A 25,159-nucleotide genomic window follows, 5' to 3' on the forward strand; every position below is an offset into this window, starting at 1 on the left:
GCGTGAAATTCAGCCTGCCGAAAATCGCTACCGCCCCGTTCTGCCCGCCGGAAGTAGCCGGCTCCGTGCTCGTTGACCCCAAGGCTTCGTTTTTCAAACGGGCACTGATGTTCGCCGGCCCCGGCCTGCTGATCTCCATCGGCTACATGGACCCCGGCAACTGGGCGACAGCCATCGAGGCCGGTTCTCGCTACGGCTACAACCTTTTGTTCGTGGTGCTGCTGGCCAGCCTGGCAGGCATGGCGGTGCAGTGCCTGTGCTCACGGCTGGGCATCGCCACCGGCAAAGACTTGGCGCAACTGTGCCGTGAGCGCTACAGCAAACGCTCTGCGCGCACGCAGTGGGTGTTGGCGGAAATCTCGATTATTGCCACCGACCTTGCTGAAGTGCTCGGCTGCGCCCTGGCGTTTCACCTGCTGCTCGGTGTGTCGCTGACCACCGGCATCGTCATTACCGCGTTCGACACGCTGTTGATACTGGCCCTGCAAAACCGCGGTTTCCGTCGCCTCGAAGCGATAATGCTGGCGCTGGTCGCAACCATCGGCGTGTGCTTCTTTATCGAACTGGTGCTGATTAAACCCTACTGGCCAGACGTATTGAGCGGTTTCACCCCGTCACTGTCGGCCATCAGCGATGCTGCGCCGTTGTACCTGGCCATCGGCATCCTCGGCGCTACCGTCATGCCGCACAACCTCTACCTGCACACCTCCATTGTGCAAACCCGGCTGATCGGCAAAGACCTCGCCAGCAAACAGGACGCGGTCAAACTGGCGCGTATCGACACCATCGGCTCCCTGGCCCTGGCCTTGCTGGTCAACGCTGCGATCCTGGTACTGGCCGCTGCCGCGTTCTACAAGACCGGCCACACCGACGTGGTCGAGATCCAGGACGCCTACCACCTGCTTGACCCACTGGTGGGCGGGGCGTTCGCGAGTATCCTGTTTGGTGTGGCGTTGCTGGCCTCCGGGCAGAGTTCGACCTTCACCGGCACTATCGCGGGGCAAGTGATCATGGAGGGTTACCTCAACCTGCGTATTCCCTGCTGGCAGCGCCGCCTGATCACCCGTGGCCTGGCACTGATCCCGGCGTTCCTCGGGGTGTGGCTGATGGGCGACGATGCTATCGGCAAGTTGCTGATTCTCAGCCAGGTGGTGCTCAGCCTGCAGTTGCCGTTTGCGCTGTACCCGCTGATCCGCATGACCGATGACAAGCAACTGATGGGGCCGTTTGTTAACCGCTTGCCTACACGGCTATTGGCGTGGTTTCTGTTTGCGGTGATCAGTGGGGCGAACGCGTGGTTGATTGGGCAGTGGTTGTTTTGATCAGAGTTGACTGTTCATAGGCCTGCCTCAAATGCGTTCAGCAAGTCGTCAGGTAGTGGCGCATCAAAGTCGTCCGCAATAACCCATTTTCCTCTCATTGAGCCGAGTCGCTTCCCGTGGGATTGCGCGGCCGGCACACGCCGGGCCAGTGCACATCCATTCTTGGTAATAATGATGGTTTGGCCGGTACTGGCCTGATGAACCCGCTCTGAACGATCAGCGTTGGCTTGGTCTGACGAAACGGTGATTGCGGTGCGCGGTGCCTTCATGGCGTCTCTCCTGTGCGGAAGTAACCAGAGTCTGGCGCAGCGTACTGTGCCCGGGAATGGTGGCCCGTAAAATCAGAATGGGCCTACTTTTTCGACGAGGAATTTTTACCGCGTAACCCCGAGCCAGCTCACCGATCCCAATACGGCACCGCGCCAAAACACTCGACGAAATAATCAATCACCGTGCGCACCTTCAGCGACAGCCGCCGGCTGCCTGGCCACAACGCCGCAATCTGCTGTGGCTCCAGCGTGGTTGCCACGTCGTACTCGGTGAGCACCGCCTGCAAGGTGCCCGCACGCAAGCCTTCGCCAATCAACCAGGACGGAAACACCACCAGCCCCAAGCCTTGCTCGGCCGCGTGGGTGAGGGTGTCGGCGTGGTTGCCGGTGATCGGGCCTTTGACGCTGTAGGGCGTCCAGTCGCCCTGGTCGCGGCGGAAGAACCAGCGTTGCTGGCCGGTGATGCCTTTGTAGGCCAGGCACTGGTGGTTAGCCAGCTCATCGGGGTGACGCGGTGTGCCATGCCGGGCCAGATAGGCGGGGCTGGCGGCGATGCGAAAGCGCTGGGGCGCGAAGATGCGTGCCTGCATGCCGGAGTCGTTGAGCACGCCGATACGAAACAGCAGGTCGGTGCCATCTTGCAGCGGGTCGACGTAGGTGTCGGTTTGCTGGATATCCAGTTGCAGTTTCGGGTAGCGGCGGCACAACTCGCCCAGCCAGGGTGACAGGTGACGCTGGCCGAACACCATCGGCGCATTGATGCGTACCAGGCCGCTGGGTTCGCTTTCCTGTTCCTGCAACGCCTGACCCGCTGTCTCCAGTTGTTCCAGCATCAACCGCGCATGATGCCCGAGCAGGCGCCCGGCCTCAGTGGGGCTGACGGCGCGGGTGTGACGGTACAGCAACTGTTGGCCGAGCGCCTGCTCCATCAGCTGGATCTGCCGCGAAATGGAGGAGGGCGCCAGGCTTTCACGGCGCGCCACTTCAGAAAAGCTGCCGTGATCGAGCACCGCGACAAACAGGCGTAACGCCTTGAAACTCAATTCATTCAAGCCCTGCATCATGGCCTCCAAGCTGTGCGTAATGCGCAAAGGTGTTATCCGCATGCTCCCATTTATCGCACAGCACGACCACCGGATAATGCGCGCCATGTTCACTTCTTGAAGCGCAGGTGATGTATGCAGGCACGTTCGATTGAGGGTGTGGCCCAGGCCACGCCGAAAAAAAACCTTCTACGGCTGTTGTTGTTGCCCCTAGTGATTCTGGCGGGCATGGGCCTGTCGGTGGAGGCCGGTTTGCTCGGGCCGCTGGGCGTGCAGGTGGGGCACCTGTGGGCGACCTTGAGCATCTTTGGCGTGGGCACGGCGATCCTGTTTCTGCTGTTGCTGTTCAGCGGCCCGCAAAAGGGCCCGGCGCTGACTGACTTGCCGCGCTGGCAGTTGATCGGCGGGTTCCTGGGGCCGATGTACGTAGTGGTGCTGACCTTGGCCACGCCGCATATCGGTATCGCCATGACCATGATCGCGATTCTGTCGGGCCAGGTGGGCAAGAGCGTGCTGATCGACCATTTCGGCTGGTTCGGCACCGCGCGCAAGCGCGTCAACGGTGAGCGCTGGACAGCGTTGGCGTTGATTGTGGCGGCACTGGTTTTGATTGCACGAGGGTAAGGCGATGAATCTGATTCTGTTATTGGTACTGGTGATCGCTGCAGGTGCGGTGCTGAGTGTGCAGGCTGCCATCAACGGCCGCTTGGGCCAGGCGGTGGGCGTGCTGCGCAGCAGCTTGTTGACCTTTGCGGTGGGTGCGATCACTACTGCGCTGCTGATTTTCTTCTTTGAACCGGCCCAGGCCGTCAGCCTGCTGGACGTGCCGAAGTGGCAATTGACCGGCGCGTTGTTCGGCGTGGTGTACATGATGGTCATGGTCGGCGCGGTGCCCATCGTCGGTACGGCGGTGGCGACCGTGGCGGTGATTGTCGGGCAACTGGGCATGGGCATGCTGATCGACAACTTCGGCTGGCTCGGTAACCCGGCCATCGAGCTGTCGGGCAGCCGCATCGTGGCGATGCTCTGTCTGGCCTTGGCGCTGGTGTTCATGTATCGCAGCAATACCCGTCAGGCCGATTAATGGGCTGAACCTTGGCGCCTTGCCGGGAGTCATTGTTTAAGGTGTTGCGTTCGCAGCACCTGGACGACCATGAAAAGGAGTCTGACCATGCCAGATACAACCTGTGCTTGCCCACACTGCAAATGTGTACTGGGCGCCGACGCGGTAATGAAGGAAGGCAAAGGCTACTGCTGCCAGGGCTGTGCCGAGCACCATGCCCATGGTGAGCCGTGTGCGGCGCCAACGGGCTGTGAGTGCGATAAGTCGGCTCACGGTTAAGCGTGTGAGCGGGAGGCCGGTTTTCCGGCCTCTTTTTATTGGGGTTTGAGTTCAAACCTGACGCTGTGGTCCGCCATACGCTGGCGACCTTTGACCACTGCGCTGGTGCGTCGCCCCTCCAGGGCAAACACCACGGTTTGCGCGGCGTGCAGATCGTCCGGCAGCGGCTGGAATACCCGCAATACGGTGCGCTCAGGCGTGCGTTGTACGCTCACGTGGCACTCAACATGTTTGGCCATCGGCCCAAAGAGTGTGTCCTGGGTGTAGTCAATGCGCGCCTTGCCATTGACCGGTTCTGAAAAGTCCATTGTGAGTGCTCCCAACCCTCATGGTGTAAGCAAATGATCTTAATGGGCGGTAAAAATTCACTCGGATTGTCGGGCGGCCATCATTACCATGGCCGTTCACCCTTGATGATGTATCGCTCATGGCCCTGGCTGCGCCTCCCGACCTCAGTGATCACGCCGTGCCCGTGCAACCCCTGGCGCGCACCTACCCGCGTGGGTTGTATGTAGAACCGCATAGCCACGACTGGGGGCAGCTGCTGTATGCCATGAGCGGCGTGATGTGGGTCGAAACCCCTCGGGAAGCCTTGGTAGTGCCGCCGCAACGTGCAGTGTGGCTGCCGCCGGGCGTGGAGCACGGCATTCGCGTGGTTTCCGACTTGCAGATGCGCAATATCTACCTGCGCCCGGCCTTGGCGGCGACGCTGGACAGCCAGGTACAGGTAATTGAAGTGGGCGGGCTGTTGCGCGAGCTGATCGTGACGCTGGTCGATCAGGGCGATAACGGCGATACGGCTTACTACGACGCCGTGGTCGGCCTGGCCCTGTTGGAATTGCAGCGGGCGCGCCGTTCGCAGATCCGCATCGCCATGCCGGTGGACGCGGACCGCCGCTTGATCAACGCCTGCCAGGCCGTGATGGCGTCGCCCTCGCTAGCGACCCCTTTCGAGCAACACGCCGAGGCGGCGGGTGCCAGCGTGCGCACCCTGGCGCGGCTGTTTCAGAGCAACCTGGGCATGGGCTTTGCGCAATGGCGCCGCCAAGTGCAACTGGCCACGGCGGTGGCGGAGCTGATCCAGGGCCAGTCGGTGAGTGGTATTGCGCGGTCTTTGGGCTATTCGCCGAGCAGCTTCAGCGACATGTTCCGCCGTGAACTGGGTGTGGCGCCGTCGCAATACACGGGCTGAGGGTTTGGCCGAAATCCTGAAGCACTTGGCCGATGCTTCAGGAATGGGCTCACTACACTGAGCGCATCAACCTACAAGGCGCCGCCCCCATGAACTACCTGATTTCCCTCGCCATCGGCCTGTTTGTCGGCGTGATCTACGGTGCCTTGGACTTCCGCTCGCCCGCGCCGCCCGCCATCGCGCTGGTGGGTCTGATGGGCATGTTGCTCGGCGAGAAGCTCTGGCCCATGGGGCGCGAGTGGGTCAGCGGTTGGTTGTCCTGATTCCCTTTTCCCTTTCGATGGATATTGGTCATGAAAGCACTGCAATTTTCTGCCACCGGCGACCTCGCCGCCCTGAGTTTCATTGACGTCGCCAAGCCGGTGCCGGCTGCCGGTGAAGTACTGGTCCAGATCAAAGCGGCCGGCCTGAACCCCAGCGATGTTAAAAACGTGCTTGGCCGTTTTCCCTACACCACATTGCCGCGTATTCCTGGCCGGGACTTCGCTGGCATCGTGGTAGAGGGGCCGCAGGAACTGGTCGGTCAAGAGGTGTGGGGCACGGGGCGCGACCTCGGTTTTTTCGCCGACGGTTCCCATGCCCAATACCTCACCGTGTCGGCCAAGGGTGTGGCGCATAAGCCCACTCATTTGAGTTTCGCCCAGGCCGCCAGCCTTGGCGTGCCGTACACCACCGCGTGGGATGCGCTGGAACGTAGCGGTGTCGCTAAAGGCACACGGTTGCTGGTAATCGGTGCGAATGGCGCCGTGGGCAGCGCGGCGTTGGCGTTGGCGAAGATCCGCGGTGCGCAGGTGCTGGCGGCGGTGCGCAAGGCTGATCAGGTTGAGGTGCTGCAGGCTCAAGGGTTTGACGCGATCACGCTGGGCAAGCCCGAAGAATTGGGTGCGCAGGTCAATGCCGTGTTCAAGGGCGGCGCGGATGTGATCTTTGACACCACCGGTTTCTGGTTGCCGGCGGCTGTCGCCGGTTTGGCCCCGTTCGGCCGCATCGCAATCATCGCCGCGCCGGTGGATGGGCATGTGCAACTGCCGGCCCTGGCCCTGTATCGCAAAGGCGGTTCGGTGGTGGGGATCAACTCACTGCTCTACAACTGCGAGCAGTGCGCGGTGATGCTGGAGCAGTTTGGGCGCTTTTTTGATGAAGGGTCGTTGCCGCTGCCGACGGGGCTGCGCGAAGTGGCGTTGGCGGATGGGGTGCAGTGTTACGAAGAAGTGAACAAGGGCAGTGCGGACAAGATCATCTTCCTGCCTTAACTCACTCGCCAATGTGTGTGCTGGCTTGCCTGCGATGGCATTACCTCGGTTTGGGTAGATTGAGTACATATCCGTTGCTGCGGTAACGGCCACCTATGGTTTCGCTCTTACAGCGAGTCACTTTTGGCAAACGCCCCAAAAGTAACCAAAAGGTCTTTGCCCCACCACTCGGTGCCTCGCTTAGGCTCGGCATGCCCGCACTCCGGCCCGTTTCCGCGGGTCGCCGCGATGGGCCATCCATGGCCCAGCGCGGCTAAACCGGCATCCCTGCCGGTTTACCCGCTCCACCGTGCCTACTTGCGGCCATCGTGGTTAACGGGGCCTGTCAGATCAAAATCAAAAACAGATCAAAATCTACAGCACGGCGGCCTAGTAGCCGACCTGAGTGGTTGAAGCAAAAGCAGGGCAACAGCACAGCAAAAACAGATCAGAAGCAGAGCTGCTTTTCTGTGGGAGCTGGCTTGCCTGCGATGCAGGCAACTCGGTACATCAGGCATAACCAGTTGAGGCCATCGCAGGCAAGCCAGCTCCCACCTTTGACCGAGTACACACATCTACCTGATGTACTGAGCTCCAAAATGTGGGAGCGGGCTTGCTCGCGAATGGGGTGTGTCAGTTACAAATAAGCTGACTGACACACCGCATTCGCGAGCAAGCCCGCTCCCACAATTAGACCGAGAACAGCTTCAGTAAACAGGTCGGCTGCCAGGCCGCCGTGCTCTTGCTTTTGATCTTGATCTTGATCTTGATCTTGATTTTGATCTTAGGCGCCCCGTTAAACCACGCTGGCCGAACGCAGGCTTTGGAGCGGGGGTAAACCGGCAGGACGCCGGTTTAGCCGCGCTGGGCCATGGATGGCCCATCGCGGCGGCCCCCGCTCCAAAGCCGGAGTGAGGGCACACCGAAGCGTGAGCGAGGTGCCGAGTGGTGGGGCAAGAGCCCTTTTGGTTACTTTTGGGGCTCTTTTCCAAAAGTGACCCGCTGTAAGAGCGGAACCAATATCCGCCATCACCCAAACAACGGATATGTACCCAGCGCCCCCCCGCAACCACCACAGCACTAAATTCGTAAAAAAGATGTGTAGATACCTATGCTGCGATAGCGGTAGGTCAGCCAACAATTTTTAACTGATAGGCCGCCATCGCGGGCAAGCCCGCTCCCACATTTTGATCTTCATCAGGCTTTGGGAACTGGTTTGACTCGGACGTTTCCCACAAAGGTTTCAGGTTGTCGCTCGGAAGGGCGCTGACTAACCTCACTGCCGTCGCTGACCATTCAGCGATCGGATTTGACCGTCCGACTAAACCAGTGCGCTACAGCACCCAAGACCTATATCAGGCGTTTTTTCTACGCTTGATGTATCGTGTCGCGGCAGCTGTGCGCGGGATACCTTCGGGTATGCCGGATCCCTGGTTCCGGTCGGTCAACCCGCGTTCAGCTGCCACCCCACTTCGTTTGACCGCGAGTGATGGCAGCTCCACTACCAGGAGTTCCACCATGATCAAAGACAGCCCAAATCCCCCAAGCCAACAAGACTTCGATACCAGCACCCTGCACGAAGTGGCCTACCGCGCGATCAACCACTACCTCAACCCCGGAAAACCCATCCCCGAACCCACCGATGGGCTCTTCACCGTGCGCGCCGATCTGGGCACGGAAACCTTGCTGGTCAATGCTTCCCAGGACTTGGCGTCCATCAGCGAGATTGCCAACCATATGGCGTTTGAAATCGAAGGGTCGCAACGTAATGTTGCGTTGGGCATCTGCCGAATGCTGGAAGGGGTGCAGCTATTGGTGGATAAGGCCCTGAACGTGGCCCATCCGACGAATTAACGATCGCGAGCCTTAACACAGTCAAAAATGTGGGAGCGGGCTTGCTCGCGAAAGCGGTGGGTCAGTCACAGAAAGGTTGACTGGAACACCGCATTCGCGAGCAAGCCCGCTCCCACCGTTTGATCTTTACTAGGCTTCTGGGACGCCTTTTTCCCAGGCGGACCAGTTTTTGAGGATTGCCTGTACCAGCGGGTTACCCGTGCGATACAGGTTCTCCAGCGCCGGCACAAACCCGCCTTGGTCGGCGTATTTCAGCAGGTTGTCCACCTCGCTGTAGCCAGGGTACGGCCGGTCGAAATCCGAGCCTGCACGCACCACCGCCAGGCGCTGGATATCCACCAAACCTTCGCGGCTGGCGCGCAGCAGGGCTTCATAGGTGGAGTTGTCTTCCTGCTGGGTGGTGCAGTACTCGCCTTTGTTGTCGGTGAGCAGCTTGGTCCAGACCTCGGCGCGCTCGCTCAGGCGCGTGCCGGAGAACCAGGTGTTGCCCGCCAGGGTGTCGCAGCGGGTGACCTGCGGCGGCTGGTTGGCCGGGGCGGCAGGGTAGTGTTTGCGCCAGGCGCTGGACTCCTTGCTTTCGCTCAGCTCAACCTTGTGCGACAGGGCAAAGGCCTTGGCTTGCAGCTTGGGGTTGAGCTCAAATACTTCGGTCTTGTAGTCCAACGGCGGTTTTTCGTTGGGGCCTTTGGTGTTGATGCCGATGTAACCGGTCGGCCAGTCTTTAGGCGCATCGCGCGAATCGAGTTCCCACTGGGTGCCGAATTCCACCAGGTAATGCGCCCAGGCGGCGGTGCCGATGGTGCCGTGTTTTGGGCTGATGCCGGCGATCCCGGCGATCAAAAAGTAGCTCTGGCGCAAATCAAACTTGGGCGACAAGGCGAGGGCCAGGGTGGACGCGGCGGCGTTGGTCTGGCCCATGCCGGTGACCAGCAGGCACACGTCCTGGGTGTTGCAGCGGATCACCGGGTATTCGGCGGAGAGGCCGGGCACGCGCACTTCCTGCTTGAGTTCCAGGCGGTCGATCCAGGTTTGCGCCTCGGGGGCGAACATGGTGATCAGCATCACTTTAGGCTTGATCGGCGCCGGCGTATCCGCCAGCACTACATGGGGCAAAAACGCCAGGCCAATGGCCAGCGAGAGACGAGTAAACACTTTCATCTAATACTCCTTGATCAGAATTGGTAGCCGACGCCGGCGTAGTAGCCCCAGCCATCCGAGCGGGCGCGGAAGTTGCCTTCGCCGAAATTCAGCTCGCTGCCATCTTCCCAGTTGCCGCCGTTATGAAAGTAACGGCCGACCAGGGTAAAACGCAGGTGGGTGAACGAGTACAGCAGCACGTTGGTGGCCACCACGGAATTGGCGGTGCGCGCCGGGTTGTCCTTGTGCAGGTCCGAGCCGAAATCGTAGTTGGTAAAGCCGATGTAGGTCAGCGAAGCGCCGTTATCGAACTTGCCGAGGGGCACGATGTACTTCATTTGTGCGCGATAGCCGTCCCACTGGTATTCATTGCTCGCGCCATAGTTTTCCCACTGGTAGCGCCCATAGAAGTTGGCCGACAGGTTAACCCGCGAGTGCGTGTCGATGTCGGTGCCCAGGCCGCTGTACAAGGTGTTGGCGCGGTTGGCCTTGTTGCTGCCGTGGTCGTAGATCCAGTCAAACGCCACATACCATTCCTTGAACGGCCCGATGGCCAGGCTGCGACCGGCCAAATAGTCGATGGAGATACGCGGTTCGTGTTCCATAAAGACCGGTGAGCCATGGTCCCATGCGCCTTTGTCATTACTGTTACCGATGCCTAGAATCTTCGGCACGTCGATATAGCCGTACAACTCGAACGGGCCTTTACGGCCGAAGTATTCGTATTCCAGGTAAACGTCATCCTGCGGTTTAGGGCCGAAGCTGATGTCTTTGCTGCCGATCAGCGTCAGGTCCTGGTTGAACCATTGCGACAGGTACGCGCCTTTTTTCGTCGGGCTGGCTTCGGGGGCCAAGGTTTCGCCCTGTGCTGAGTCATCGGCAGGTTTTTCCTGCGCCAAAATGGGTGCACTGAGTACTCCCGTAACGGCGGCCAGTAGCAGGGAAACACCAAAGGAAGCAGGACGCCTTGAGGTGGGGTGCATGGAAAATCCCTATTCGTACGCGGTTTGACCCGATTCCTCGGGTAATGGAGAACTTGCCTACCAAGTTCGTTCCGCAAACGTTTGCACAGGCTGTACCAACTTTGCTCAATGGCTTGAATGAAATGGAAAAAACAGGAATTAATCGACCTTTTGATCAGAAATGACTGGGTGTCAATTTCTCGATGCGGTTAAACAAATGCATCGCCGTTTCGCGCCGATACTCGCTGGGCGTTTGGTTCATCTCGATTCGAAAATGTCGGTTGAAGTTGGACAGGTTGGCGTAGCCCACTTCAAAGCAGATATCCGCCACCGACATATCGCTTTGCAGCAGCAGCCGGCAGGCGCGCTGTACGCGGAACTTGCGCATCAGGTCGATAAACCCGTGGCCGGTGTTGCGCTTGAAGAAGCGTGAGAAGCCCGGTTCACTCATCTCCAGCTGTTGCGCGATGACCGACAGGCGCAGGTCGCCCGTCAGCTCGCGCATCAGGTAATCAAAGGCTTTGTTGATGCGCTCGGCGCTGCGCGCGTCCAAGGTTGGGGCGTAGCAGGCGCTGGCCAGTGCCTGCACATGCGGCGCCGGGGCGTTTTTGAGGGTGTCGAGCAGTTGCAGGAACAGGATCAGCCGTTGCAGGCCGTGGGCGTTGCCGATGTCTTCCATCAAGCGCGCGGCCTGTACGGCGGTGTCGCCGCGAAATTGCAGGCCGCGTCGGGCGTGCTCGAACAGTGGTTGCAGGTCGCCGAGTTCCGGCAAAGTTTTGCGCAGGGCGAGGAGGGCGGCGCCGTCGAATTGCAGCACCACGTCGCGCCCGGTCAGGTATTCGCCGGGAGCCAGCTCGCCGATCCAGTCGTGGGGCAAATCCGGGCCGATCAGCGCGACATGCCCGGCGCTGAATGCGCCGATATAGTCGCCCGCCACCAACTTGCCACTGCCTTGGCGGATCAGGTGTATTTCGAACTCGGGGTGGTGGTTCCAGCGCGCCAGGTCGTAAGGGTAGTCATGTTCGAACCAGCGGAAGCAGTGGTCTGGCTCGGGCAGGATGACTTCGAGTTCGGCGGGGCGGTGCTCGAACAGCTGGGCGCGGCTGATGGGCATGGTGATGCCTCTTTTATTTATGGAATCACTGCAAAATACGCCCGTTGGCAACAGGTGCGCTACCCCCGGTTTCGCCTGGCACTGATACTTTTTTGATCCCAAAGATCAGGTTAAAAAAGTATCAGCCGAGCATGCGCCAGTCGTTTGTGAGGGCTTGGCCAAGCTGCTGTAATCGGCACTCAACAACAAAAACAACAGGTGGAAACCGCCATGTTAAAGCTCCCGCAAGCCCTGTTTCTGCTGTCTGGCCTGGCCTTGGCCATGCCCAGCTACGCCGCCGACACCGTCACCATCGCCACAGTCAACAACAGCGACATGATCCGCATGCAGCGCCTGTCCAAGGTGTTCGAGGCGCAGCACCCGGACATCAAGCTCAATTGGGTGGTACTTGAAGAAAACGTGCTGCGCCAGCGCCTCACTACCGATATCGCCACCCAGGGCGGCCAGTTCGACGTGCTCACCATCGGCACCTACGAGACGCCGTTATGGGGCGCCAAGCACTGGCTGGAACCACTGACTCAATTGCCTGCTGACTACGACGCCGAGGACATTTTCCCGGCGGTGCGCCAGGGCCTGTCGGTCAACAACACCCTGTACGCCTTGCCGTTTTACGGCGAAAGCACCGTGACCTACTACCGCACCGACCTGTTCAAACAGGCCGGCTTGAGCATGCCCGCGCACCCGACCTGGACCCAGCTCGGTGAATTCGCCGCCAAACTCACCGCCAAAGACAAAGGCCAATACGGCATGTGCCTGCGCGGCAAGGCCGGTTGGGGTGAGAACATCGCGTTGCTGAGCACCATGGCCAACGCCTTCGGCGCGCGCTGGTTCGATGAGCAGTGGAAGCCTGAATTGACCAGCCCTGAGTGGACGGCGGCCGCCAACTATTACGTCAATACCCTGAAGAACTACGGCCCGCCCGGCGTCTCCAGCAACGGCTTCAACGAAACCCTGGCGCTGTTCAACAGCGGCAAATGCGCGATCTGGGTGGATGCCAGCGTTGCCGGCTCCTTCACCACCGACAAGAGCCAAAGCAAGGTCGCCGACGACGTGGGTTTTGCTGCGGCCCCCACCGAAGTCACCGACAAAGGCTCTTCCTGGCTCTATGCCTGGTCCCTGGCGATTCCGGCGACCTCCAAGCACAAAGACGCCGCCAAGGCGTTCATCACGTGGGCAACGTCCAAGGATTACATCCAACTGGTCGCCGATAAAGAAGGCATTACCAACGTACCGCCCGGCACCCGCCAGTCCACCTATAACGAGGCTTACTTGAACGCCGCGCCGTTTGCCCAGGTGACGCTGGAGATGATGAAGCACGCTGACCCCGCGCATCCCTCGGCCAAGCCGGTGCCGTACGTGGGCATTCAGTACGTGACCATTCCGGAGTTCCAGGCCATCGGCACTTCCGTCGGCAAGCTGTTCTCGGCGGCGCTCACGGGCGGCATGACGGTTGATCAGGCGCTGCTCGAAGCTCAGTCCACCACCGAGCGCGAGATGAAACGCGCCGGCTACCCGAAGTAATTTCTACAGGACAGCCCCATGAAACGACTCGAAGGTAAGAGCGCGCTGATCACCGGATCGGCGCGCGGCATCGGCCGCGCCTTTGCCCAGGCCTACATTGCCGAAGGCGCAACGGTTGCCATCGCCGACATCAACCTGCAACGCGCCCAGGCCACGGCGGCTGAGCTGGGCCCACAGGCGTATGCCGTCGAGATGGACGTCACCGACCAAGCCTCCATCGACGCCGCGATTGCCGCTGTGGTGGGCCATGCCGGCAAGCTCGACATTCTGATTAACAACGCCGCGCTGTTCGACCTGGCGCCGATTGTCGACATCACCCGCGACAGCTATGAACGGCTGTTTTCGATCAATGTCGCCGGCACGTTGTTTACCCTGCAAGCCGCCGCCCGGCAGATGATCAGCCAGGGCCACGGCGGCAAGATCATCAACATGGCCAGCCAGGCCGGGCGGCGGGGCGAGCCGTTGGTGGCGATCTATTGCGCGACCAAGGCAGCGGTGATCAGCCTCACGCAATCGGCGGGGTTGAACCTGATCAAGCAGGGCATCAACGTCAACGCCATCGCCCCCGGCGTGGTGGACGGCGAGCATTGGGACGGGGTGGATGCGCTGTTTGCCAAGCATGAGGGGTTACCGCCGGGGGAGAAGAAGAAGCGGGTCGGGGCTGAGGTGCCGTTTGGGCGCATGGGCACGGCGGAGGATTTGACCGGGATGGCTGTCTTTCTAGCGTCGAAAGACGCCGACTATGTAGTCGCCCAAACCTACAACGTCGATGGCGGCAACTGGATGAACTAGCCTTACACAAATCAAAAATGTGGGAGCGGGCTTGCTCGCGAATGCGGTGGGTCAGCTAACACATCCGCTGACTGACACACTGCTTTCGCGAGCAAGCCCGCTCCCACATTTGATCTTCATTGTTGGTGATATCGAGTCAGTCAGCAAAACTGCGATCAAAAAAATACACCTCCCCCGGCTTGAGGTTTTCCACCGTCGCCTGGGGCCGGCCGCCATCGCCTTGCTTCTTGCGCCCTGTCTCGCGCAAATACCCTGCCTCAGTCAGCTTCAACAAACGCTGACGAATACTGGTCTTCAACACCGGCCGAGCCAGCACCAAGGAAAAGATCGTGGTCGCTTCCGGCGCGCTGAACTCATCGCCCAAAAACATCAGCGGCACATTGCTGTACAGCGACTTGGACAACAGCCGCTCCTGCACGGCGGCCACGATCAGGTTGTGATCGAACGGCAACTTGATACCGCCATCGGCCACCGCATTCAGCGCAAACCAGCCTTGATGCTCACCCAGCGTCACCGCATCGGCCACGATCGCCAAGTAGTAGGTGGACGACGACCAGCAACGTGGGTCGCGAAACGCATCACCCACCGTGCCTACTTGCTCACTCCAGGCCAGCTCAAAGCCCACCTTGTCGCTGGCTCGCAAACGCTCCACCGCATCCTTGAGGCTCAGATCTTGCACGCCGCCATTGACCACCACGCCCGGCAAGGCCCAATGCCCGGCAAAGGGCTCGGCTTCGCGCTTGTTCAGCAGCAGCTTCAAATCCCCGGAGGCGCGGCAATAGAACAGCACGCACAGGTCGACGGTGTGGAGGTAGGCGCTAAGTGGCATGTGACATCCTTCTGAACAGCGGTGGGGCACAGTCTAACGGATCGAATAAATATGTCATGTACGTGCTCCAGCATAGATAACCAAATGTTTCTTGCAGTGAAAGTACATGACGTGTACTTTTGTTTCCAGGCCACCGGAGAATCACCATGACCCTTTCGAAAACTGCCATTGCTTCATTCGATGTCGACGCCCAGAAGAGCTTCACGCCCCTGTGCCCCAACGAATTGCCGGTGATCGGTGGCGACCAGATCGGTGCCGAACTCAACTACATGGCCAGTTTGGCCGGCCATCGCGTCGGCAGCAAAGACGCGCACACCCCGCATGCTCCGTGGGTGGTTACGCAGCACAGCGAGATGCTGCAACCCACCGGCCTTGCCCACGCCGATGTCACCTGGGTGAGCCACTGCGTGCCGGGCACCGAGGGGTTTACGCTGCTGGACGAATTGCCCACACCGTATGACTACGACTACTTCATCTGGAAAGGCGTCGAACCCGACCTGCACCCTTACGGCGCCTGCTACCACGACCTGCACGACAAACTGTCCACGGGCGTCATCGAGTACCTGAACGCCCATGGCGTGCGCCGCGTGATTGTCGGTGGCCTGGCCCTGGATTACTGCGTCAAGACCACCGCCTTGCAACTGCTCAAGGCCGGCCTGGAAGTGGTGCTGCACCTGCCGGCCTGCCGAGGCATCAGCGAGGAGGGCGGCGTACAGGCGGTGAATGAGTTGCTCAAGGCCGGTGCTGTCATCAGCAGCACCCGCGAAGAACTGGCCGCGATGGCCACGCGTTAAGGAGAAACAGCATGGAAAGTGCCTACGACTACGAGTCCCCGGTGATTCAAGGCTTGCTCGACACCGACTACTACACCTTCACCATGATGCAGGCCGTGCTGCACCAGCACCCGAACGTTGACGTGGAATACAACTTCATTGTCCGCGCCAAGGAAAAGCTCGGCCACCTGATCCCGCAACTGCGCGACGAGCTGGAAAAACTCGCCGGCCTGCAGATGCGCGAAGGTGAATTGCGCTTTCTGTTCAACCCACGCTTTCGCGAATACCTGACCCCGGATTACGAGCGCTTCCTTGGCCTGTTCCGCTTCAACCTGCGCTATATCCACGTCAGCGAAGTTGATGGCCAGCTGAACATCCGCGTGGTCGGCCCGATGCTGCACTGCATCATGTTCGAACAGCCGGTGTTGGCCTTGTTCAGCGAGTTGCGCAACCGCGACAAATACCCTGACGTGACCCTCGAAGACGTCACCCGCAAGCTCTACCAGAAGTTCGACTGGCTGGAAAAAAACCTCAGCCGCGACGAACTGGCCGACCTGCGCGTTTCTGATTTCTCCACGCGCCGGCGCCTGTCGTTCAAGGCTCAGCGCGAAGTCATCGATATCATGCGTCGCGACTTCCCCGGCCAGTTCATCGGCACCAGCAACGCGCACCTGGCTTACGAATTCGACCTGCCGCTGATCGGCACCATGGCCCACCAGTGGCTGATGGTGCACCAGCAACTGGGGCGTCTGCGCGAGAGCCAGAACGCCGCGCTGGAAAACTGGGTGCGTGAATACCGTGGCCGCCTCGGCATCGCCTTGACCGACTGCATCAGCACCGATTTTTTCCTCAAGGACTTTGACCTGTACTTCGCCAAGCTCTACGACGGTCTGCGCCAGGACTCCGGTGATCCTATCGTCTGGGCCGACAAAGTCCTGGCTCGCTATAAAGAACTGGGCATCGACCCGATGACCAAGGACCTGATGTTCTCCGACGGCCTGAACTTCGAAAAATGCCTGCCGATCCTGCGGCACGTGCGCGGCAAGGCCAAGTTCGGTTTCGGTATGGGCACCAGCCTGGCGTGCGATGTGGAAGGTGTCGAGCCATTGAGCATCGTGATGAAGCTGGTGCGGGTGCACGGCGAGCCGGTGGTGAAGTTTTCCGATGACCCGATCAAGAACGTCTGCGAAGACGCTTCGTTTTTGCAGTACGCCGCGAAGGTGTTCAATGTCGGCAATGTGGAGGTGTGACATGCAAACCCAAGAACGTATCGCGCAGGAACTGAAGATCAACCGCGAGCTGGTCATGGGCGGCGAGCCGCAGGAGATTCAGCAGCGCATCGATTTCATCAAGCGCACGTTGCGCGGCTCTGGCTGCAAGGCCTTGGTGCTGGGCATCAGTGGCGGCGTCGATTCCCTGACGGCCGGCCGTCTGTGCCAGTTGGCCGTGGAGCAACTGCGTGCCGAAGACTACGCAGCGCGCTTTATCGCCATGCGCCTGCCGTATAAAACCCAGGCTGATGAACGTGATGCCCAGGCCTCCCTGGATTTCATCAGCCCGGATCACATCGACACCCTGAACATCGCCGCCAGCGTCGACGGCCTGATGGCCAGCCTCACCGCAACCGAAGCCAGCGCCGCCCATGTCGATTTCATCAAGGGTAACGTCAAGGCGCGCACGCGGATGATCGCCCAGTACGCCGTGGCCAACCTGCATAGCGGTTTGGTGGTCGGCACCGACCATGGCGCCGAAGCGTTGATGGGCTTTTTCACCAAGTTCGGCGACGGCGCCTGCGACCTGGCACCGCTGTCGGGCCTGACCAAAACCCAGGTGCGGCTATTGGCTGCTTCGCTCGGCGGCCCCGCGAACCTGGTGCACAAACACCCGACCGCCGACCTCGAAGAATTGGCGCCGGGTAAGTTGGATGAGCATGCCTATGGCTGCTCTTATGCAGAGATCGACGCGTACCTGATGGGCGAGCCAGTGAGTGAGCGGGTGCGAGCCATTGTTGAAGGCGCCTACAGCAAGACAGCGCATAAGCGAGCACTGCCGATTGCCCCGTGATCGTTTCCACGCAGAGCGTGGGAACGCCGCCTGGGACGCTCCGCGTACCATCACAAGAGTGACGCGGAGCGTCACGGGATGCATTCCCACGCGGAGCGTGGGAACGATCATCAGCGCTCGATCGAGCGACTCCACCGCGCGTTCCACTCCGGCCGCGCCTGGTTCACCTGGTCCCAATCAATCGAAATCGCCGTCTGCAGGTAACCCTGCATGGCCTCTACCCGCGCGCGGGTTTTATCGGTGGTCGGCGTGGTTGGGTTGGACGGAATCTGGTCGCCTTCTTCCAATGCCGGCGCCTGGGCTTGCGCGGTCAGCAAAAACGCTGCGAGTTTCTGCGCCAGTTCCGGCTGGTCGTTACGCGCAATCACGCATTCGGCCACGTTGAGCACCACGGCGCCTTCCTTGGGTTGCGCATATTCCATCGGAATGCCGAGCAGTTTTTGCGTGGTGACCTGGGTCGGCGTCAGGGGGAAGATCGCGGCTTCGTCGGTTTGCACCATCTCGGAGATCTTCGCGGAACTGGCGATGTATTCCAGCACGTTGGGGCCAATGGTTTTTGGCCAGGCCTTGAAGCCCGGCTCCACGTCTGTTTCAGAGCCGCCCTGGATGCGGTTGAACATCAAAAAGCCGTGCAGGCCGAAGGTGGAGGAGGCCAGGGACTGGAACACCACCTTGTCTTTGAAGCGGGGATCGGCCAAGTCCATCCACGAGGTGGGCGCGGCCCAGCCTTTTTCCTTGAACATCTTGGCGTTGTAACCCAGGCCCGTGACGCCCAGGGTCACGGCCACCGCTTCATCCTTGATCTTGGCTTTGGCCGGAATCTGCTCCAGGGGCGCGCTCGGCGCGAGTTTGTCGCACAGGCCCATGGAGATGGCGCGGTACATGATGCCGTCGTCGAGGAACATCACGTGCATTTGCGGGTTGTCTTTGTTGGCCTGGACCTTGGCGAGAATGTCCGACGAGGTGCCGGGCACGATCACCACCTTGACGTTATTGGCCTTTTCGAACGCGGGCAGCACCTTGTCGGCGTACACCCGTTCCATGGTGCCGCCGTTCATGCCCAGGTACAGCGTGGGCGCGGCATGGGCGGTGGTCGCGAGCAACGCGAGGGTCAAGCTGGACAGCGCGATACGTGTGGGCATGGGGTTTTTCCTCTCAGGCTTGGAAACGACGGATGGAAAACGCTTCGATGGGGTGGCGGCTGGCCCCGCTGCAGACGATCTCTGCCAGGGCTTCACCGACCGCTGGGCCGAGCTGGAACCCGGCGCCGGCAAAGCCGAAACCGTGGAGCAGGCCAGGTTGGGTGCTGCTGGGGCCGATCACCGGCTCATGATCGGGTAAGTAACCTTCGGTGCCGCTCCAGGTACGAATGGCCTGGGCACCTTTGAGAAAGGGGTACAACTCGCCAGCGTTGCGCAGGATCTCCAACACCGCCGCTTGCCCCGCACGCGCCGTCAGCGGGCTCAGCGCAAAGCCACGGCCGCCGCCGAGGATGCAATTGCCGCGGGCGACCTGGCGGGCGTAAATACCGCCGCCTTCAACGCCGGTACTCACGCTCATCACCACCGGCAAGGGTTCGGTCACCAGCATCGCCGGGTGCGCCGAGGTCATCGGCACGGGTTCGCCAAACTGCGCGGCGACGGTCCCGGCCCAGGCGCCGGCACAGTTGAGCAGCCACGGCGCTTGCAGGTGCAAGCCGTTGGCGCAGTGCACTTGGAACTGTTGGCCGTCATGTTCGATTCGTATCACTTCAGCCTGCTCGTAAACCGAGGCGCCGAGACGCTGCGCTGCACGAGCGAAGGCGGGCGAGACCAGGCGCGGGTTGGCGTGGCCGTCTTCAGGGCACAACGAAGCGCCGACCGCGATATCGCCGACCCACGGGAACCGTGCGCGCAGTTCGGCGTGATCCAACAATTGCAGACCCAGCCCAAAGCCTCGGGTTTGTTCGGCATAGGTCTGCAGCGCGGCAAAGTCCGCGTGACTGCGCGCCAGCTTCAAATGCCCGGAGCGCACATACTCGCCATCGATGCCGATCAGCCCCGGCAAGTCGGCCCACAATTGATGGGCGCGCTGCGACAGCGGCAATTGATGCAATGGCCGACCCTGACGGCGCACGCCGCCGTAGTTCACACCGCTGGAATGCGAGCCACAAAAATCCCGCTCTACCAGCGCCACGCGCTGGCCTTTGTGCGCCAGCATCAAGGCCGCCGAAGCGCCGACGATGCCGCCGCCCAATACGATCACGTCGATCATGGCTGCACCTGCACACCAAACGGCAGCGGCTTGATCGGTGCCTGGCCACGCAGGCGGCCGATCTGTTCAATCCCGCGGCCACTGCGTTCGGCGACAATCTCGGCCGCCGCCAGCCCGCACATGCGGCCCTGGCAACGGCCCATGGCCACGCGGCAATGGGCCTTGACCCGATTGATTTCCCAGTGGCCTTCGTCCACCACCGCGCGCACATCGCCGACGCTGACTTCCTCGCAGCGGCACAGGATCAACGCATCCGGTGCTTGCGCAGCCCATTGTTCGGGGAACGGGAAAGCGGTTTCCAGGCCTTGGCGAAAGCGTTGGATACCCGCCAACTTTTGCTCCAGCGCCAAAGGGCGGCGATGATCGATGGCAATGCCGGAATCTTCCAACACCGCCAACGCCGCACGCTCACCGGCCATTTGCGCAGCATCGGCGCCCATGATCCCGGCTCCATCGCCCGCTAAATACACACCGTTGACGCTGCTGCGCCCAGCGCTGTCGCGCTCTGGCAACCAGGCGCGGTTCAAGCTGTTCCAGGCAAATTCACAGCCGAGCAAATCCGCCAGTTGTGTCTCGCTGCGCAAGGCATGGGCGAAGGCCACGGCATCGCATTGCAGTGCGTGCTCGCCCCAGCGAATGCCAGTCACCCGTTGTTCGCCATCGATCTGCGTGAGTGTCGCGCCCTGATGCACGGGAATGCCATGGGCTGTGAGCCAGGCGCGGTAATACAAACCTTTGGCCAGCGTTGCCGGTTGCCCAAGCAGCGCCGGCAAGGCGCGGCACTGCGCGCTGAACGGCGCACTGTCGAGCACCGCGACCACCTTGGCCCCCGCTTTGGCGTATTGATAAGCCACCAGGTACAACAACGGCCCGCTGCCACAGAACGCCACCCGCTCGCCGATAGCGCAACCCTGATACTTCAAGGCGATTTGCGCCGCGCCCAGGCTGTAGACACCGGGTAGCGTCCAGCCTGGCACTGGCAGGATACGGTCGGTAGCGCCGGTGGCGACGATGATCCGCGCGTATTCGAGGCTCTCGGCGCGGCCGTCGTTGAGCATATCCAGGCGACCGCCCTCGGCGTTCCACACCAAGGTTTCGGGCCGGTAGTCGATCAACGGCGCCAGTTCATCCAGCGTGCGATGCACGGCCTCGGCCTTGCTCGCTTCAAAGCCATACAGCTGCTTGGCCGAGCGCTGGAAGTTGGCCGGTTGGCGCCGGTAAATTTGCCCGCCACCGCGCAGGCTTTCATCCACCAGACACGGCCTAATGCCATGGTCGAGCAGGGTGCGTGCCGCACTGATGCCCGCCGGGCCTGCGCCCACAATCACAATCGGCTTCATGCTTGGCGCCCCGGATCGCGGCTGATCGCCTGGCCTTCTTCCAATAACGTCGAACAGGCGCGCACGCGGCGCCCATCTTCAAGCCTTACCCAGCAATCCTGGCAAGCGCCCATCAGGCAAAACCCGGCGCGGCGTTCGGCGCTGAAATCGCTGCCGCGCAGGTGCTCGGCGCAGGTCAGCACGGCGGTCAGTAACGTGTCGCCGAGCAAACCCGTGGCGGGTTGCCCATCGAGGGTGAAGGCCACAGCGGGGCGCTGGGTTTCGGCCAATCGTTTGAACAGCGCCATCAATGTTTCCCCACCAGCACGCGGTCCAGGCCGTAGACCCGGTCGAGCAGAATCATCGTTGCTGCGGTCAACGCAATCACCAGCGCCGACACGGCCGCCATCATCGGGTCGATGGACTCGGTGGCATACACGTACATGCGCACTGGCAGGGTTTGTGTGGCCGGCGAGCTGACGAAGATCGACAGGGTTACTTCATCGAAACTGTTGATGAACGCCAGCAACCAGCCGCCGGCCACGCCGGGCAAAATCATCGGCAAGGTGATCTGGCGAAACAGCGTAAAGCGGCTGGCGCCCAGCGACTCGGCCGCTTGTTCGGCACTGCGATCAATGCCGATTGCCGCCGCCAGCACCAGGCGCAGCACATACGGGGTGATGATCACCACGTGGGCGAGCATCAGCCAGGTGAAGCTGCCATTCACGCCCATCAGCGCAAACAAGCGCAGCATCGCCACGCCCAGCACCAAGTGCGGAATGATGATCGGCGAGAGGAACAACGCACTGAAAAAGTTGCGCCCCGGGAATTGATAGCGGCTGATCGCCAAGGCCGCCGGCACTGCGATCAGCGTGGCCAGGCTAGCGGCGGTAAACGCCAGGATCAGGCTGTTATAGAACGCCTGGATAAAGTCGGCACGCTCGAACACCGCGCGAAACCAGCGCAGCGAGAAGCCCGACGTCGGCAGGCTCAAGGTGTTTTCCGGGGTGAAGGCCACCAGGCACACCACCACCAGCGGCGCCATCATGAACAGCACTACCAAACCGTGGAAGCCGAGGGCCAAAGGACCGTTTCTGGACATGCGCTTAAACCCCCAGGGACTTTTTGTAGCGGCTTTCAACCATGCGGTTCCAGCTCAGCATGATCAGCAGGTTGACCAACAGCAGCACCACCGCGATGGTCGCGCCCATGGGCCAGTTGAGTTCCGAGAGGTACTGGTCGTACACCACCGTGGCGACCATTTTCAGGCGTCGGCCGCCGAGCAGGCCGGGGATCGCAAACGAGCTGGCCGCCAGGCCGAACACAATCAAGGTGCCGGACAACACGCCGGGCATGACCTGCGGCAACACGATCTTGCGCATCACCGTGAGCTGGCTCGCGCCCAGTGACAGCGCCGCCTGTTCAGCCGACGGGTCGAGCTTTTGCAGCGAGGTCCACACCGGAATGATCATGAACGGCAGCATCACGTGCACCAGCGCGATGATCACTGCGAACGGCGTGTACAGAAGCTTTACCGGGCGCCCGCCGAGGGCCTGGATCACTTGGTTGACCAGCCCGTCGGCGCCGAGCAGCAGGCTCCAGCCGAAGGCGCGCACCACCACCGAAATCAACAACGGCGTAAGGATCAGAATCAGGAATATCGAGCGCCACGGGGTGCCCATGCGGCTGAGGATGTAGGCCTCGGGCACGCCGATCACCACACACAGCAAAGTCACCAGCGCGCTGATCCAGAAGGTGCGCCAGAAAATCTCATAGAAGTACGCATCGCTGAACAGCGACAGGTAATGCGCCAAGGTCCATTCATCCGCCTTCACGCCGACTTGATAGTCGAACACGTTGAACGACAGCACCAGCGTCATCACCAGCGGCAGAATCAACAGCACGGTAAACAGCGCCAGAGCCGGCAACGACAGCAAATAACCCCGACTCATGCGCGCACCTCATCCACCGCCAGCACGCGCAGCAGGCCGGCGTGCCAGTCCAGGCCCACCGCCGCGCCGCAACCGAGCGGCGCGCTGCCGTCGTTGCTGCGTACCACGGTGATTTCGCCGAGCGAGGTGTGGATGCGGTACAGCCATTGGCTGCCGAAGAAGTAGCTGTCGAGCACTTTGCCTTGCACGCGGCCGGTGCCGGCCTCCACCAAGGTGATTTTTTCCGGGCGCAGGCTCAGGGTCAGCTCGCCGTCGCCGCTGGTGTGGCGCACCTGCGGGGTGCCGAGTTCGTCGTAGTCGCCCGGCAGCAGGTTGGCTTTGCCGACGAAGTCCGAGATGAAGCGCGTGCGCGGGTGTTCGTAGAGTGTGTAGGGCGCGTCGATCTGGGTCACGCGCCCGGCCTGCATCACCACTACGCGGTCGCTGATCGACAGCGCTTCGGCCTGGTCGTGGGTGACCATCAAGGTGGTGATGCCCACGGCGCACTGGATGCGGCGGATTTCAAACTGCATCTCTTCGCGCAGGTTGGCGTCGAGGTTGGACAGCGGTTCATCGAGCAGCAGCATCGGCGGTTCGATCACCAGTGCGCGGGCCAGGGCTACACGCTGGCGCTGGCCACCGGAGAGTTCACGCGGGTAGCGCTCGGCGTGGGGGGCCAGGCGCACCAGCTCCAACACGGTTTTGACCTTGCTGGTGATCTCGGCGGCCGGCACTTTGCGCATCTTCAGGCCGAAGGCGACGTTGTCGCGAACAGTCATGTGCGGGAACAGCGCGTAGCTCTGGAACACCACGCCCAGGCCACGGCTGGCGGGTTTGGCGTGGGTGATGTCGCGGCCGTCGAGCAGGATCTGCCCGCCGCTTACCTCCACGAAGCCGGCGATCATTTGCAGGGTGGTGGTCTTACCGCAGCCCGAAGGGCCGAGCAGGGAAACGAACTCGCCTTTTTCTACCGCAAGGTCGGTTGCGACTACCGCATCGACGGCGCCGTAGCGTTTGCTCAAGGCGTTGAGTTGGAGAAATGCCATGTCTGCGTTCCACCTTTTTTGAGTCGCGTCGAAACGCGCTTTTTTGTTTTGGGCAGATGCGAAATAGGTGTTGCGGGTGCGTTGGCGCTCGATCTCAAGTCGGCTGCCATTTGTTGTTCATTTCGCCCCTGTGGACGCAGATTAGGACGAAGACTAGGATGGGCGGAAGATGGAATTTCAATGAGCGGACTATTATTTTCATATTTATTCATTCACCAGAATTTATGCCGAGATTAAGTGTTATGGATTCCACTGAGCGGAATGAAAGCGGCAAAGAAGTCGGTGCAGGCAGTGTGTCTCGTTTGTTCGCGCTGCTGCGTACCTTGGGCGAGGTGCCGGAAGGCGGCGAACGCGTCACCCAACTTGCGCAGCAAGTCGGCCTGTCGCAGCCCACCACTCACCGTCTGCTGCGCAGCCTGATGGACGAGGGCATGGTCGAGCAGGATGCGCGCAGCAAGCGCTACCGCTTGAGCCTGGAGTTTTTCGCCCTGGCGGCCAATGCCGGCAAGACCGGCAACCTGCGCGACCTGGTGCGCCCGAGCATGTTGCGCCTGAGTGCGTCGTTGGGCGATTCGCTGTTCCTGCTGGCGCGCAGCGGTTTTGATGCGATCTGCCTGGACCGCAGTGAGGGGCCTTATCCAATCCGCACGTTTACCGGCGATATCGGTGGGCGTGTGGCGTTAGGCGTGGGGCAGGGCAGCCTGGCGATCCTCGCGTTCTTGCCCCAGGAAGAGCGTGAGACGGTGATTCGCTACAACCTGCCTCGGCTCAAGGATTTTCACCTGTATGACGAGGTGCTGCTGCGTTCGGAAGTGGAGAACGTGCGGCGCTTGGGCTACGCGGCGCGCAATACCGGTGTGCTCGAAGGCATGGCCGGGTTGGCGGTGCCGATTCTGAATCGGGATGGGCACGCGGTGGCGGCGTTGAGTGTGGCGACCATCAGCGATCGGCTGGGGCCGAGCCGATTGCCGATGGTGGTGGAGTTGCTCAAGCGTGAGGCGGCGGCAATTGGGCCGAGGATCAACCCGTTTGATCCGACGTTGCGCCGGCCTTCGCAGACCTTTGGTGGATAACCCGTCTGTCTGCCGACGGAAATCCAGGTGGGAGCTGGCTTGCCTGCGATGCAGGCACCTCGGTGAATCAGGCAGAACCAGTCGATGCCAT

The 25,159-nt window shown here is 61.2% G+C and carries 28 protein-coding genes; 14 read left to right on the plus strand and 14 right to left on the minus strand.

Annotation, left to right across the window (positions count from 1 at the left end; genetic code table 11):
* Positions 1 to 2 precede the first annotated feature (2 nt).
* On the plus strand, positions 3 to 1,322 hold the full coding sequence (locus ACA065_RS12505; protein WP_497694779.1) for an Nramp family divalent metal transporter: 1,320 nt from the start codon (positions 3 to 5) through the stop codon (positions 1,320 to 1,322).
* Positions 1,323 to 1,336: 14 nt separating this feature from the next.
* On the opposite strand, the gene ACA065_RS12510 is transcribed toward ACA065_RS12505, so the two are convergent.
* Positions 1,337 to 1,591, minus strand: coding sequence for a type II toxin-antitoxin system Phd/YefM family antitoxin (locus ACA065_RS12510; protein WP_497694780.1), 255 nt, complete (start codon positions 1,589 to 1,591; stop codon positions 1,337 to 1,339).
* Positions 1,592 to 1,719: 128 nt separating this feature from the next.
* Positions 1,720 to 2,652 (minus strand): LysR family transcriptional regulator, encoded by a 933-nt coding sequence (locus ACA065_RS12515; RefSeq protein ID WP_497694781.1) that lies wholly within the window; start codon positions 2,650 to 2,652, stop codon positions 1,720 to 1,722.
* A gap of 117 nt (positions 2,653 to 2,769) precedes the next feature.
* Between ACA065_RS12515 and ACA065_RS12520 the strand changes: the two genes are divergently transcribed.
* From ACA065_RS12520 to ACA065_RS12530, 3 genes are all read left to right on the plus strand, one after another.
* A complete protein-coding gene (locus tag ACA065_RS12520; RefSeq protein ID WP_497694782.1) occupies positions 2,770 to 3,258 on the plus strand; it encodes a DMT family transporter in 489 nt (162 codons plus the stop codon).
* Positions 3,259 to 3,262: 4 nt separating this feature from the next.
* Positions 3,263 to 3,718 carry a DMT family transporter gene (locus tag ACA065_RS12525; RefSeq protein ID WP_094952966.1) on the plus strand — a complete coding sequence of 152 codons (456 nt, stop codon included), beginning with the start codon at positions 3,263 to 3,265 and terminating at the stop codon, positions 3,716 to 3,718.
* 87 nt (positions 3,719 to 3,805) lie between these two features.
* Positions 3,806 to 3,976 (plus strand): metallothionein, encoded by a 171-nt coding sequence (locus ACA065_RS12530; RefSeq protein ID WP_497694783.1) that lies wholly within the window; start codon positions 3,806 to 3,808, stop codon positions 3,974 to 3,976.
* A 35-nt stretch (positions 3,977 to 4,011) separates the two neighbouring features.
* Here ACA065_RS12530 and ACA065_RS12535 read toward each other — a convergent pair whose 3' ends face one another.
* Positions 4,012 to 4,284 (minus strand): hypothetical protein, encoded by a 273-nt coding sequence (locus tag ACA065_RS12535; protein WP_497694784.1) that lies wholly within the window; start codon positions 4,282 to 4,284, stop codon positions 4,012 to 4,014.
* Positions 4,285 to 4,403: 119 nt separating this feature from the next.
* Between ACA065_RS12535 and ACA065_RS12540 the strand changes: the two genes are divergently transcribed.
* The 4 genes from ACA065_RS12540 to ACA065_RS12555 all read left to right on the plus strand — a co-directional run bounded on the left by ACA065_RS12540 (position 4,404) and on the right by ACA065_RS12555 (position 8,254).
* On the plus strand, positions 4,404 to 5,168 hold the full coding sequence (locus tag ACA065_RS12540; protein ID WP_497694785.1) for an AraC family transcriptional regulator: 765 nt from the start codon (positions 4,404 to 4,406) through the stop codon (positions 5,166 to 5,168).
* Positions 5,169 to 5,257: 89 nt separating this feature from the next.
* The gene (locus ACA065_RS12545; RefSeq protein ID WP_145166095.1) at positions 5,258 to 5,431 is read left to right on the plus strand and encodes a DUF1427 family protein; all 174 of its coding nucleotides are present in this window, start codon (positions 5,258 to 5,260) and stop codon (positions 5,429 to 5,431) included.
* 30 nt (positions 5,432 to 5,461) lie between these two features.
* The gene (locus tag ACA065_RS12550) at positions 5,462 to 6,421 is read left to right on the plus strand and encodes a quinone oxidoreductase family protein (RefSeq protein ID WP_497694786.1); all 960 of its coding nucleotides are present in this window, start codon (positions 5,462 to 5,464) and stop codon (positions 6,419 to 6,421) included.
* A gap of 1,497 nt (positions 6,422 to 7,918) precedes the next feature.
* Complete coding sequence (locus ACA065_RS12555) at positions 7,919 to 8,254, plus strand: DUF6124 family protein (protein WP_497694787.1); 336 nt, start codon at positions 7,919 to 7,921, stop codon at positions 8,252 to 8,254.
* Between the two features lie 129 nt (positions 8,255 to 8,383).
* On the opposite strand, the gene ACA065_RS12560 is transcribed toward ACA065_RS12555, so the two are convergent.
* From ACA065_RS12560 to ACA065_RS12570, 3 genes are all read right to left on the minus strand, one after another.
* Positions 8,384 to 9,412, minus strand: coding sequence for a purine-nucleoside phosphorylase (locus tag ACA065_RS12560; RefSeq protein WP_497694788.1), 1,029 nt, complete (start codon positions 9,410 to 9,412; stop codon positions 8,384 to 8,386).
* A gap of 14 nt (positions 9,413 to 9,426) precedes the next feature.
* On the minus strand, positions 9,427 to 10,374 hold the full coding sequence (locus ACA065_RS12565) for a nucleoside-specific channel-forming protein Tsx (RefSeq protein ID WP_497694789.1): 948 nt from the start codon (positions 10,372 to 10,374) through the stop codon (positions 9,427 to 9,429).
* A gap of 154 nt (positions 10,375 to 10,528) precedes the next feature.
* Complete coding sequence (locus ACA065_RS12570) at positions 10,529 to 11,467, minus strand: AraC family transcriptional regulator (RefSeq protein WP_497694790.1); 939 nt, start codon at positions 11,465 to 11,467, stop codon at positions 10,529 to 10,531.
* 261 nt (positions 11,468 to 11,728) lie between these two features.
* Here ACA065_RS12570 and ACA065_RS12575 point away from each other — a divergent pair, with 261 nt between their 5' ends.
* Together ACA065_RS12575 and ACA065_RS12580 are read left to right on the plus strand one after the other, a co-directional pair.
* Complete coding sequence (locus tag ACA065_RS12575) at positions 11,729 to 12,988, plus strand: ABC transporter substrate-binding protein (protein ID WP_497695337.1); 1,260 nt, start codon at positions 11,729 to 11,731, stop codon at positions 12,986 to 12,988.
* 18 nt (positions 12,989 to 13,006) lie between these two features.
* Entirely contained in the window at positions 13,007 to 13,780 is a 774-nt protein-coding gene (locus ACA065_RS12580; protein ID WP_497694791.1) for an L-iditol 2-dehydrogenase, read from the plus strand.
* Positions 13,781 to 13,916: 136 nt separating this feature from the next.
* Here the strand turns inward: ACA065_RS12580 and ACA065_RS12585 are convergent, their stop codons facing one another.
* Positions 13,917 to 14,609, minus strand: coding sequence for an NUDIX hydrolase (locus ACA065_RS12585; RefSeq protein ID WP_497694792.1), 693 nt, complete (start codon positions 14,607 to 14,609; stop codon positions 13,917 to 13,919).
* A 146-nt stretch (positions 14,610 to 14,755) separates the two neighbouring features.
* Here ACA065_RS12585 and ACA065_RS12590 point away from each other — a divergent pair, with 146 nt between their 5' ends.
* Genes ACA065_RS12590 through nadE form a run of 3 tightly spaced genes read left to right on the plus strand, consistent with a single transcriptional unit; the run spans position 14,756 to position 17,446 of the window.
* Complete coding sequence (locus tag ACA065_RS12590; RefSeq protein WP_497694793.1) at positions 14,756 to 15,403, plus strand: nicotinamidase; 648 nt, start codon at positions 14,756 to 14,758, stop codon at positions 15,401 to 15,403.
* An 11-nt stretch (positions 15,404 to 15,414) separates the two neighbouring features.
* Positions 15,415 to 16,632, plus strand: a complete 1,218-nt coding sequence (gene pncB / locus ACA065_RS12595) for a nicotinate phosphoribosyltransferase (protein ID WP_497694794.1) — start codon at positions 15,415 to 15,417, stop codon at positions 16,630 to 16,632.
* A 1-nt stretch (position 16,633) separates the two neighbouring features.
* Entirely contained in the window at positions 16,634 to 17,446 is an 813-nt protein-coding gene (gene nadE / locus ACA065_RS12600) for an NAD(+) synthase (RefSeq protein ID WP_497694795.1), read from the plus strand.
* Positions 17,447 to 17,556: 110 nt separating this feature from the next.
* On the opposite strand, the gene ACA065_RS12605 is transcribed toward nadE, so the two are convergent.
* The 7 genes from ACA065_RS12605 to ACA065_RS12635 are packed head-to-tail and all read right to left on the minus strand — an operon-like array spanning position 17,557 to position 23,995.
* A complete protein-coding gene (locus ACA065_RS12605) occupies positions 17,557 to 18,588 on the minus strand; it encodes an ABC transporter substrate-binding protein (protein WP_497694796.1) in 1,032 nt (343 codons plus the stop codon).
* 13 nt (positions 18,589 to 18,601) lie between these two features.
* Entirely contained in the window at positions 18,602 to 19,699 is a 1,098-nt protein-coding gene (locus ACA065_RS12610; protein WP_497694797.1) for an NAD(P)/FAD-dependent oxidoreductase, read from the minus strand.
* Complete coding sequence (locus tag ACA065_RS12615) at positions 19,696 to 21,039, minus strand: FAD/NAD(P)-dependent oxidoreductase (protein WP_497694798.1); 1,344 nt, start codon at positions 21,037 to 21,039, stop codon at positions 19,696 to 19,698. The genes ACA065_RS12610 and ACA065_RS12615 overlap by 4 nt, the downstream gene beginning before the upstream one ends.
* On the minus strand, positions 21,036 to 21,326 hold the full coding sequence (locus ACA065_RS12620) for a (2Fe-2S)-binding protein (protein WP_169366978.1): 291 nt from the start codon (positions 21,324 to 21,326) through the stop codon (positions 21,036 to 21,038). Before ACA065_RS12620 ends, ACA065_RS12615 begins: the two co-directional genes overlap by 4 nt.
* Positions 21,326 to 22,120: an ABC transporter permease gene (locus ACA065_RS12625; protein WP_016974527.1), complete on the minus strand. Its 795-nt coding sequence runs from the start codon at positions 22,118 to 22,120 to the stop codon at positions 21,326 to 21,328. The genes ACA065_RS12620 and ACA065_RS12625 overlap by 1 nt, the downstream gene beginning before the upstream one ends.
* 4 nt (positions 22,121 to 22,124) lie before the next feature.
* Positions 22,125 to 22,970 (minus strand): ABC transporter permease, encoded by an 846-nt coding sequence (locus ACA065_RS12630; protein WP_497694799.1) that lies wholly within the window; start codon positions 22,968 to 22,970, stop codon positions 22,125 to 22,127.
* Positions 22,967 to 23,995 carry an ABC transporter ATP-binding protein gene (locus ACA065_RS12635; RefSeq protein WP_497694800.1) on the minus strand — a complete coding sequence of 343 codons (1,029 nt, stop codon included), beginning with the start codon at positions 23,993 to 23,995 and terminating at the stop codon, positions 22,967 to 22,969. The genes ACA065_RS12630 and ACA065_RS12635 overlap by 4 nt, the downstream gene beginning before the upstream one ends.
* A gap of 242 nt (positions 23,996 to 24,237) precedes the next feature.
* Here ACA065_RS12635 and ACA065_RS12640 point away from each other — a divergent pair, with 242 nt between their 5' ends.
* On the plus strand, positions 24,238 to 25,068 hold the full coding sequence (locus ACA065_RS12640; protein ID WP_497694801.1) for an IclR family transcriptional regulator: 831 nt from the start codon (positions 24,238 to 24,240) through the stop codon (positions 25,066 to 25,068).
* Positions 25,069 to 25,159: the final 91 nt, after the last annotated feature.

The sequence above is a fragment of the Pseudomonas sp. LBUM1640 genome, assembly GCF_059716225.1.

What these genes read in the sequence shown, in the direction of transcription:
- ACA065_RS12510 (WP_497694780.1), bottom strand. Translation starts at nt 1,591, where the DNA reads ATGAAGGCACCGCGCACCGCAATCACCGTTTCGTCAGACCAAGCCAAC.
- ACA065_RS12515 (WP_497694781.1), bottom strand. Translation starts at nt 2,652, where the DNA reads ATGCAGGGCTTGAATGAATTGAGTTTCAAGGCGTTACGCCTGTTTGTC.
- ACA065_RS12520 (WP_497694782.1), top strand. Translation starts at nt 2,770, where the DNA reads ATGCAGGCACGTTCGATTGAGGGTGTGGCCCAGGCCACGCCGAAAAAA.
- ACA065_RS12525 (WP_094952966.1), top strand. Translation starts at nt 3,263, where the DNA reads ATGAATCTGATTCTGTTATTGGTACTGGTGATCGCTGCAGGTGCGGTG.
- ACA065_RS12530 (WP_497694783.1), top strand. Translation starts at nt 3,806, where the DNA reads ATGCCAGATACAACCTGTGCTTGCCCACACTGCAAATGTGTACTGGGC.
- ACA065_RS12535 (WP_497694784.1), bottom strand. Translation starts at nt 4,284, where the DNA reads ATGGACTTTTCAGAACCGGTCAATGGCAAGGCGCGCATTGACTACACC.
- ACA065_RS12540 (WP_497694785.1), top strand. Translation starts at nt 4,404, where the DNA reads ATGGCCCTGGCTGCGCCTCCCGACCTCAGTGATCACGCCGTGCCCGTG.
- ACA065_RS12545 (WP_145166095.1), top strand. Translation starts at nt 5,258, where the DNA reads ATGAACTACCTGATTTCCCTCGCCATCGGCCTGTTTGTCGGCGTGATC.
- ACA065_RS12550 (WP_497694786.1), top strand. Translation starts at nt 5,462, where the DNA reads ATGAAAGCACTGCAATTTTCTGCCACCGGCGACCTCGCCGCCCTGAGT.
- ACA065_RS12555 (WP_497694787.1), top strand. Translation starts at nt 7,919, where the DNA reads ATGATCAAAGACAGCCCAAATCCCCCAAGCCAACAAGACTTCGATACC.
- ACA065_RS12560 (WP_497694788.1), bottom strand. Translation starts at nt 9,412, where the DNA reads ATGAAAGTGTTTACTCGTCTCTCGCTGGCCATTGGCCTGGCGTTTTTG.
- ACA065_RS12565 (WP_497694789.1), bottom strand. Translation starts at nt 10,374, where the DNA reads ATGCACCCCACCTCAAGGCGTCCTGCTTCCTTTGGTGTTTCCCTGCTA.
- ACA065_RS12570 (WP_497694790.1), bottom strand. Translation starts at nt 11,467, where the DNA reads ATGCCCATCAGCCGCGCCCAGCTGTTCGAGCACCGCCCCGCCGAACTC.
- ACA065_RS12575 (WP_497695337.1), top strand. Translation starts at nt 11,729, where the DNA reads ATGCCCAGCTACGCCGCCGACACCGTCACCATCGCCACAGTCAACAAC.
- ACA065_RS12580 (WP_497694791.1), top strand. Translation starts at nt 13,007, where the DNA reads ATGAAACGACTCGAAGGTAAGAGCGCGCTGATCACCGGATCGGCGCGC.
- ACA065_RS12585 (WP_497694792.1), bottom strand. Translation starts at nt 14,609, where the DNA reads ATGCCACTTAGCGCCTACCTCCACACCGTCGACCTGTGCGTGCTGTTC.
- ACA065_RS12590 (WP_497694793.1), top strand. Translation starts at nt 14,756, where the DNA reads ATGACCCTTTCGAAAACTGCCATTGCTTCATTCGATGTCGACGCCCAG.
- pncB (WP_497694794.1), top strand. Translation starts at nt 15,415, where the DNA reads ATGGAAAGTGCCTACGACTACGAGTCCCCGGTGATTCAAGGCTTGCTC.
- nadE (WP_497694795.1), top strand. Translation starts at nt 16,634, where the DNA reads ATGCAAACCCAAGAACGTATCGCGCAGGAACTGAAGATCAACCGCGAG.
- ACA065_RS12605 (WP_497694796.1), bottom strand. Translation starts at nt 18,588, where the DNA reads ATGCCCACACGTATCGCGCTGTCCAGCTTGACCCTCGCGTTGCTCGCG.
- ACA065_RS12610 (WP_497694797.1), bottom strand. Translation starts at nt 19,699, where the DNA reads ATGATCGACGTGATCGTATTGGGCGGCGGCATCGTCGGCGCTTCGGCG.
- ACA065_RS12615 (WP_497694798.1), bottom strand. Translation starts at nt 21,039, where the DNA reads ATGAAGCCGATTGTGATTGTGGGCGCAGGCCCGGCGGGCATCAGTGCG.
- ACA065_RS12620 (WP_169366978.1), bottom strand. Translation starts at nt 21,326, where the DNA reads ATGGCGCTGTTCAAACGATTGGCCGAAACCCAGCGCCCCGCTGTGGCC.
- ACA065_RS12625 (WP_016974527.1), bottom strand. Translation starts at nt 22,120, where the DNA reads ATGTCCAGAAACGGTCCTTTGGCCCTCGGCTTCCACGGTTTGGTAGTG.
- ACA065_RS12630 (WP_497694799.1), bottom strand. Translation starts at nt 22,970, where the DNA reads ATGAGTCGGGGTTATTTGCTGTCGTTGCCGGCTCTGGCGCTGTTTACC.
- ACA065_RS12635 (WP_497694800.1), bottom strand. Translation starts at nt 23,995, where the DNA reads ATGGCATTTCTCCAACTCAACGCCTTGAGCAAACGCTACGGCGCCGTC.
- ACA065_RS12640 (WP_497694801.1), top strand. Translation starts at nt 24,238, where the DNA reads ATGGATTCCACTGAGCGGAATGAAAGCGGCAAAGAAGTCGGTGCAGGC.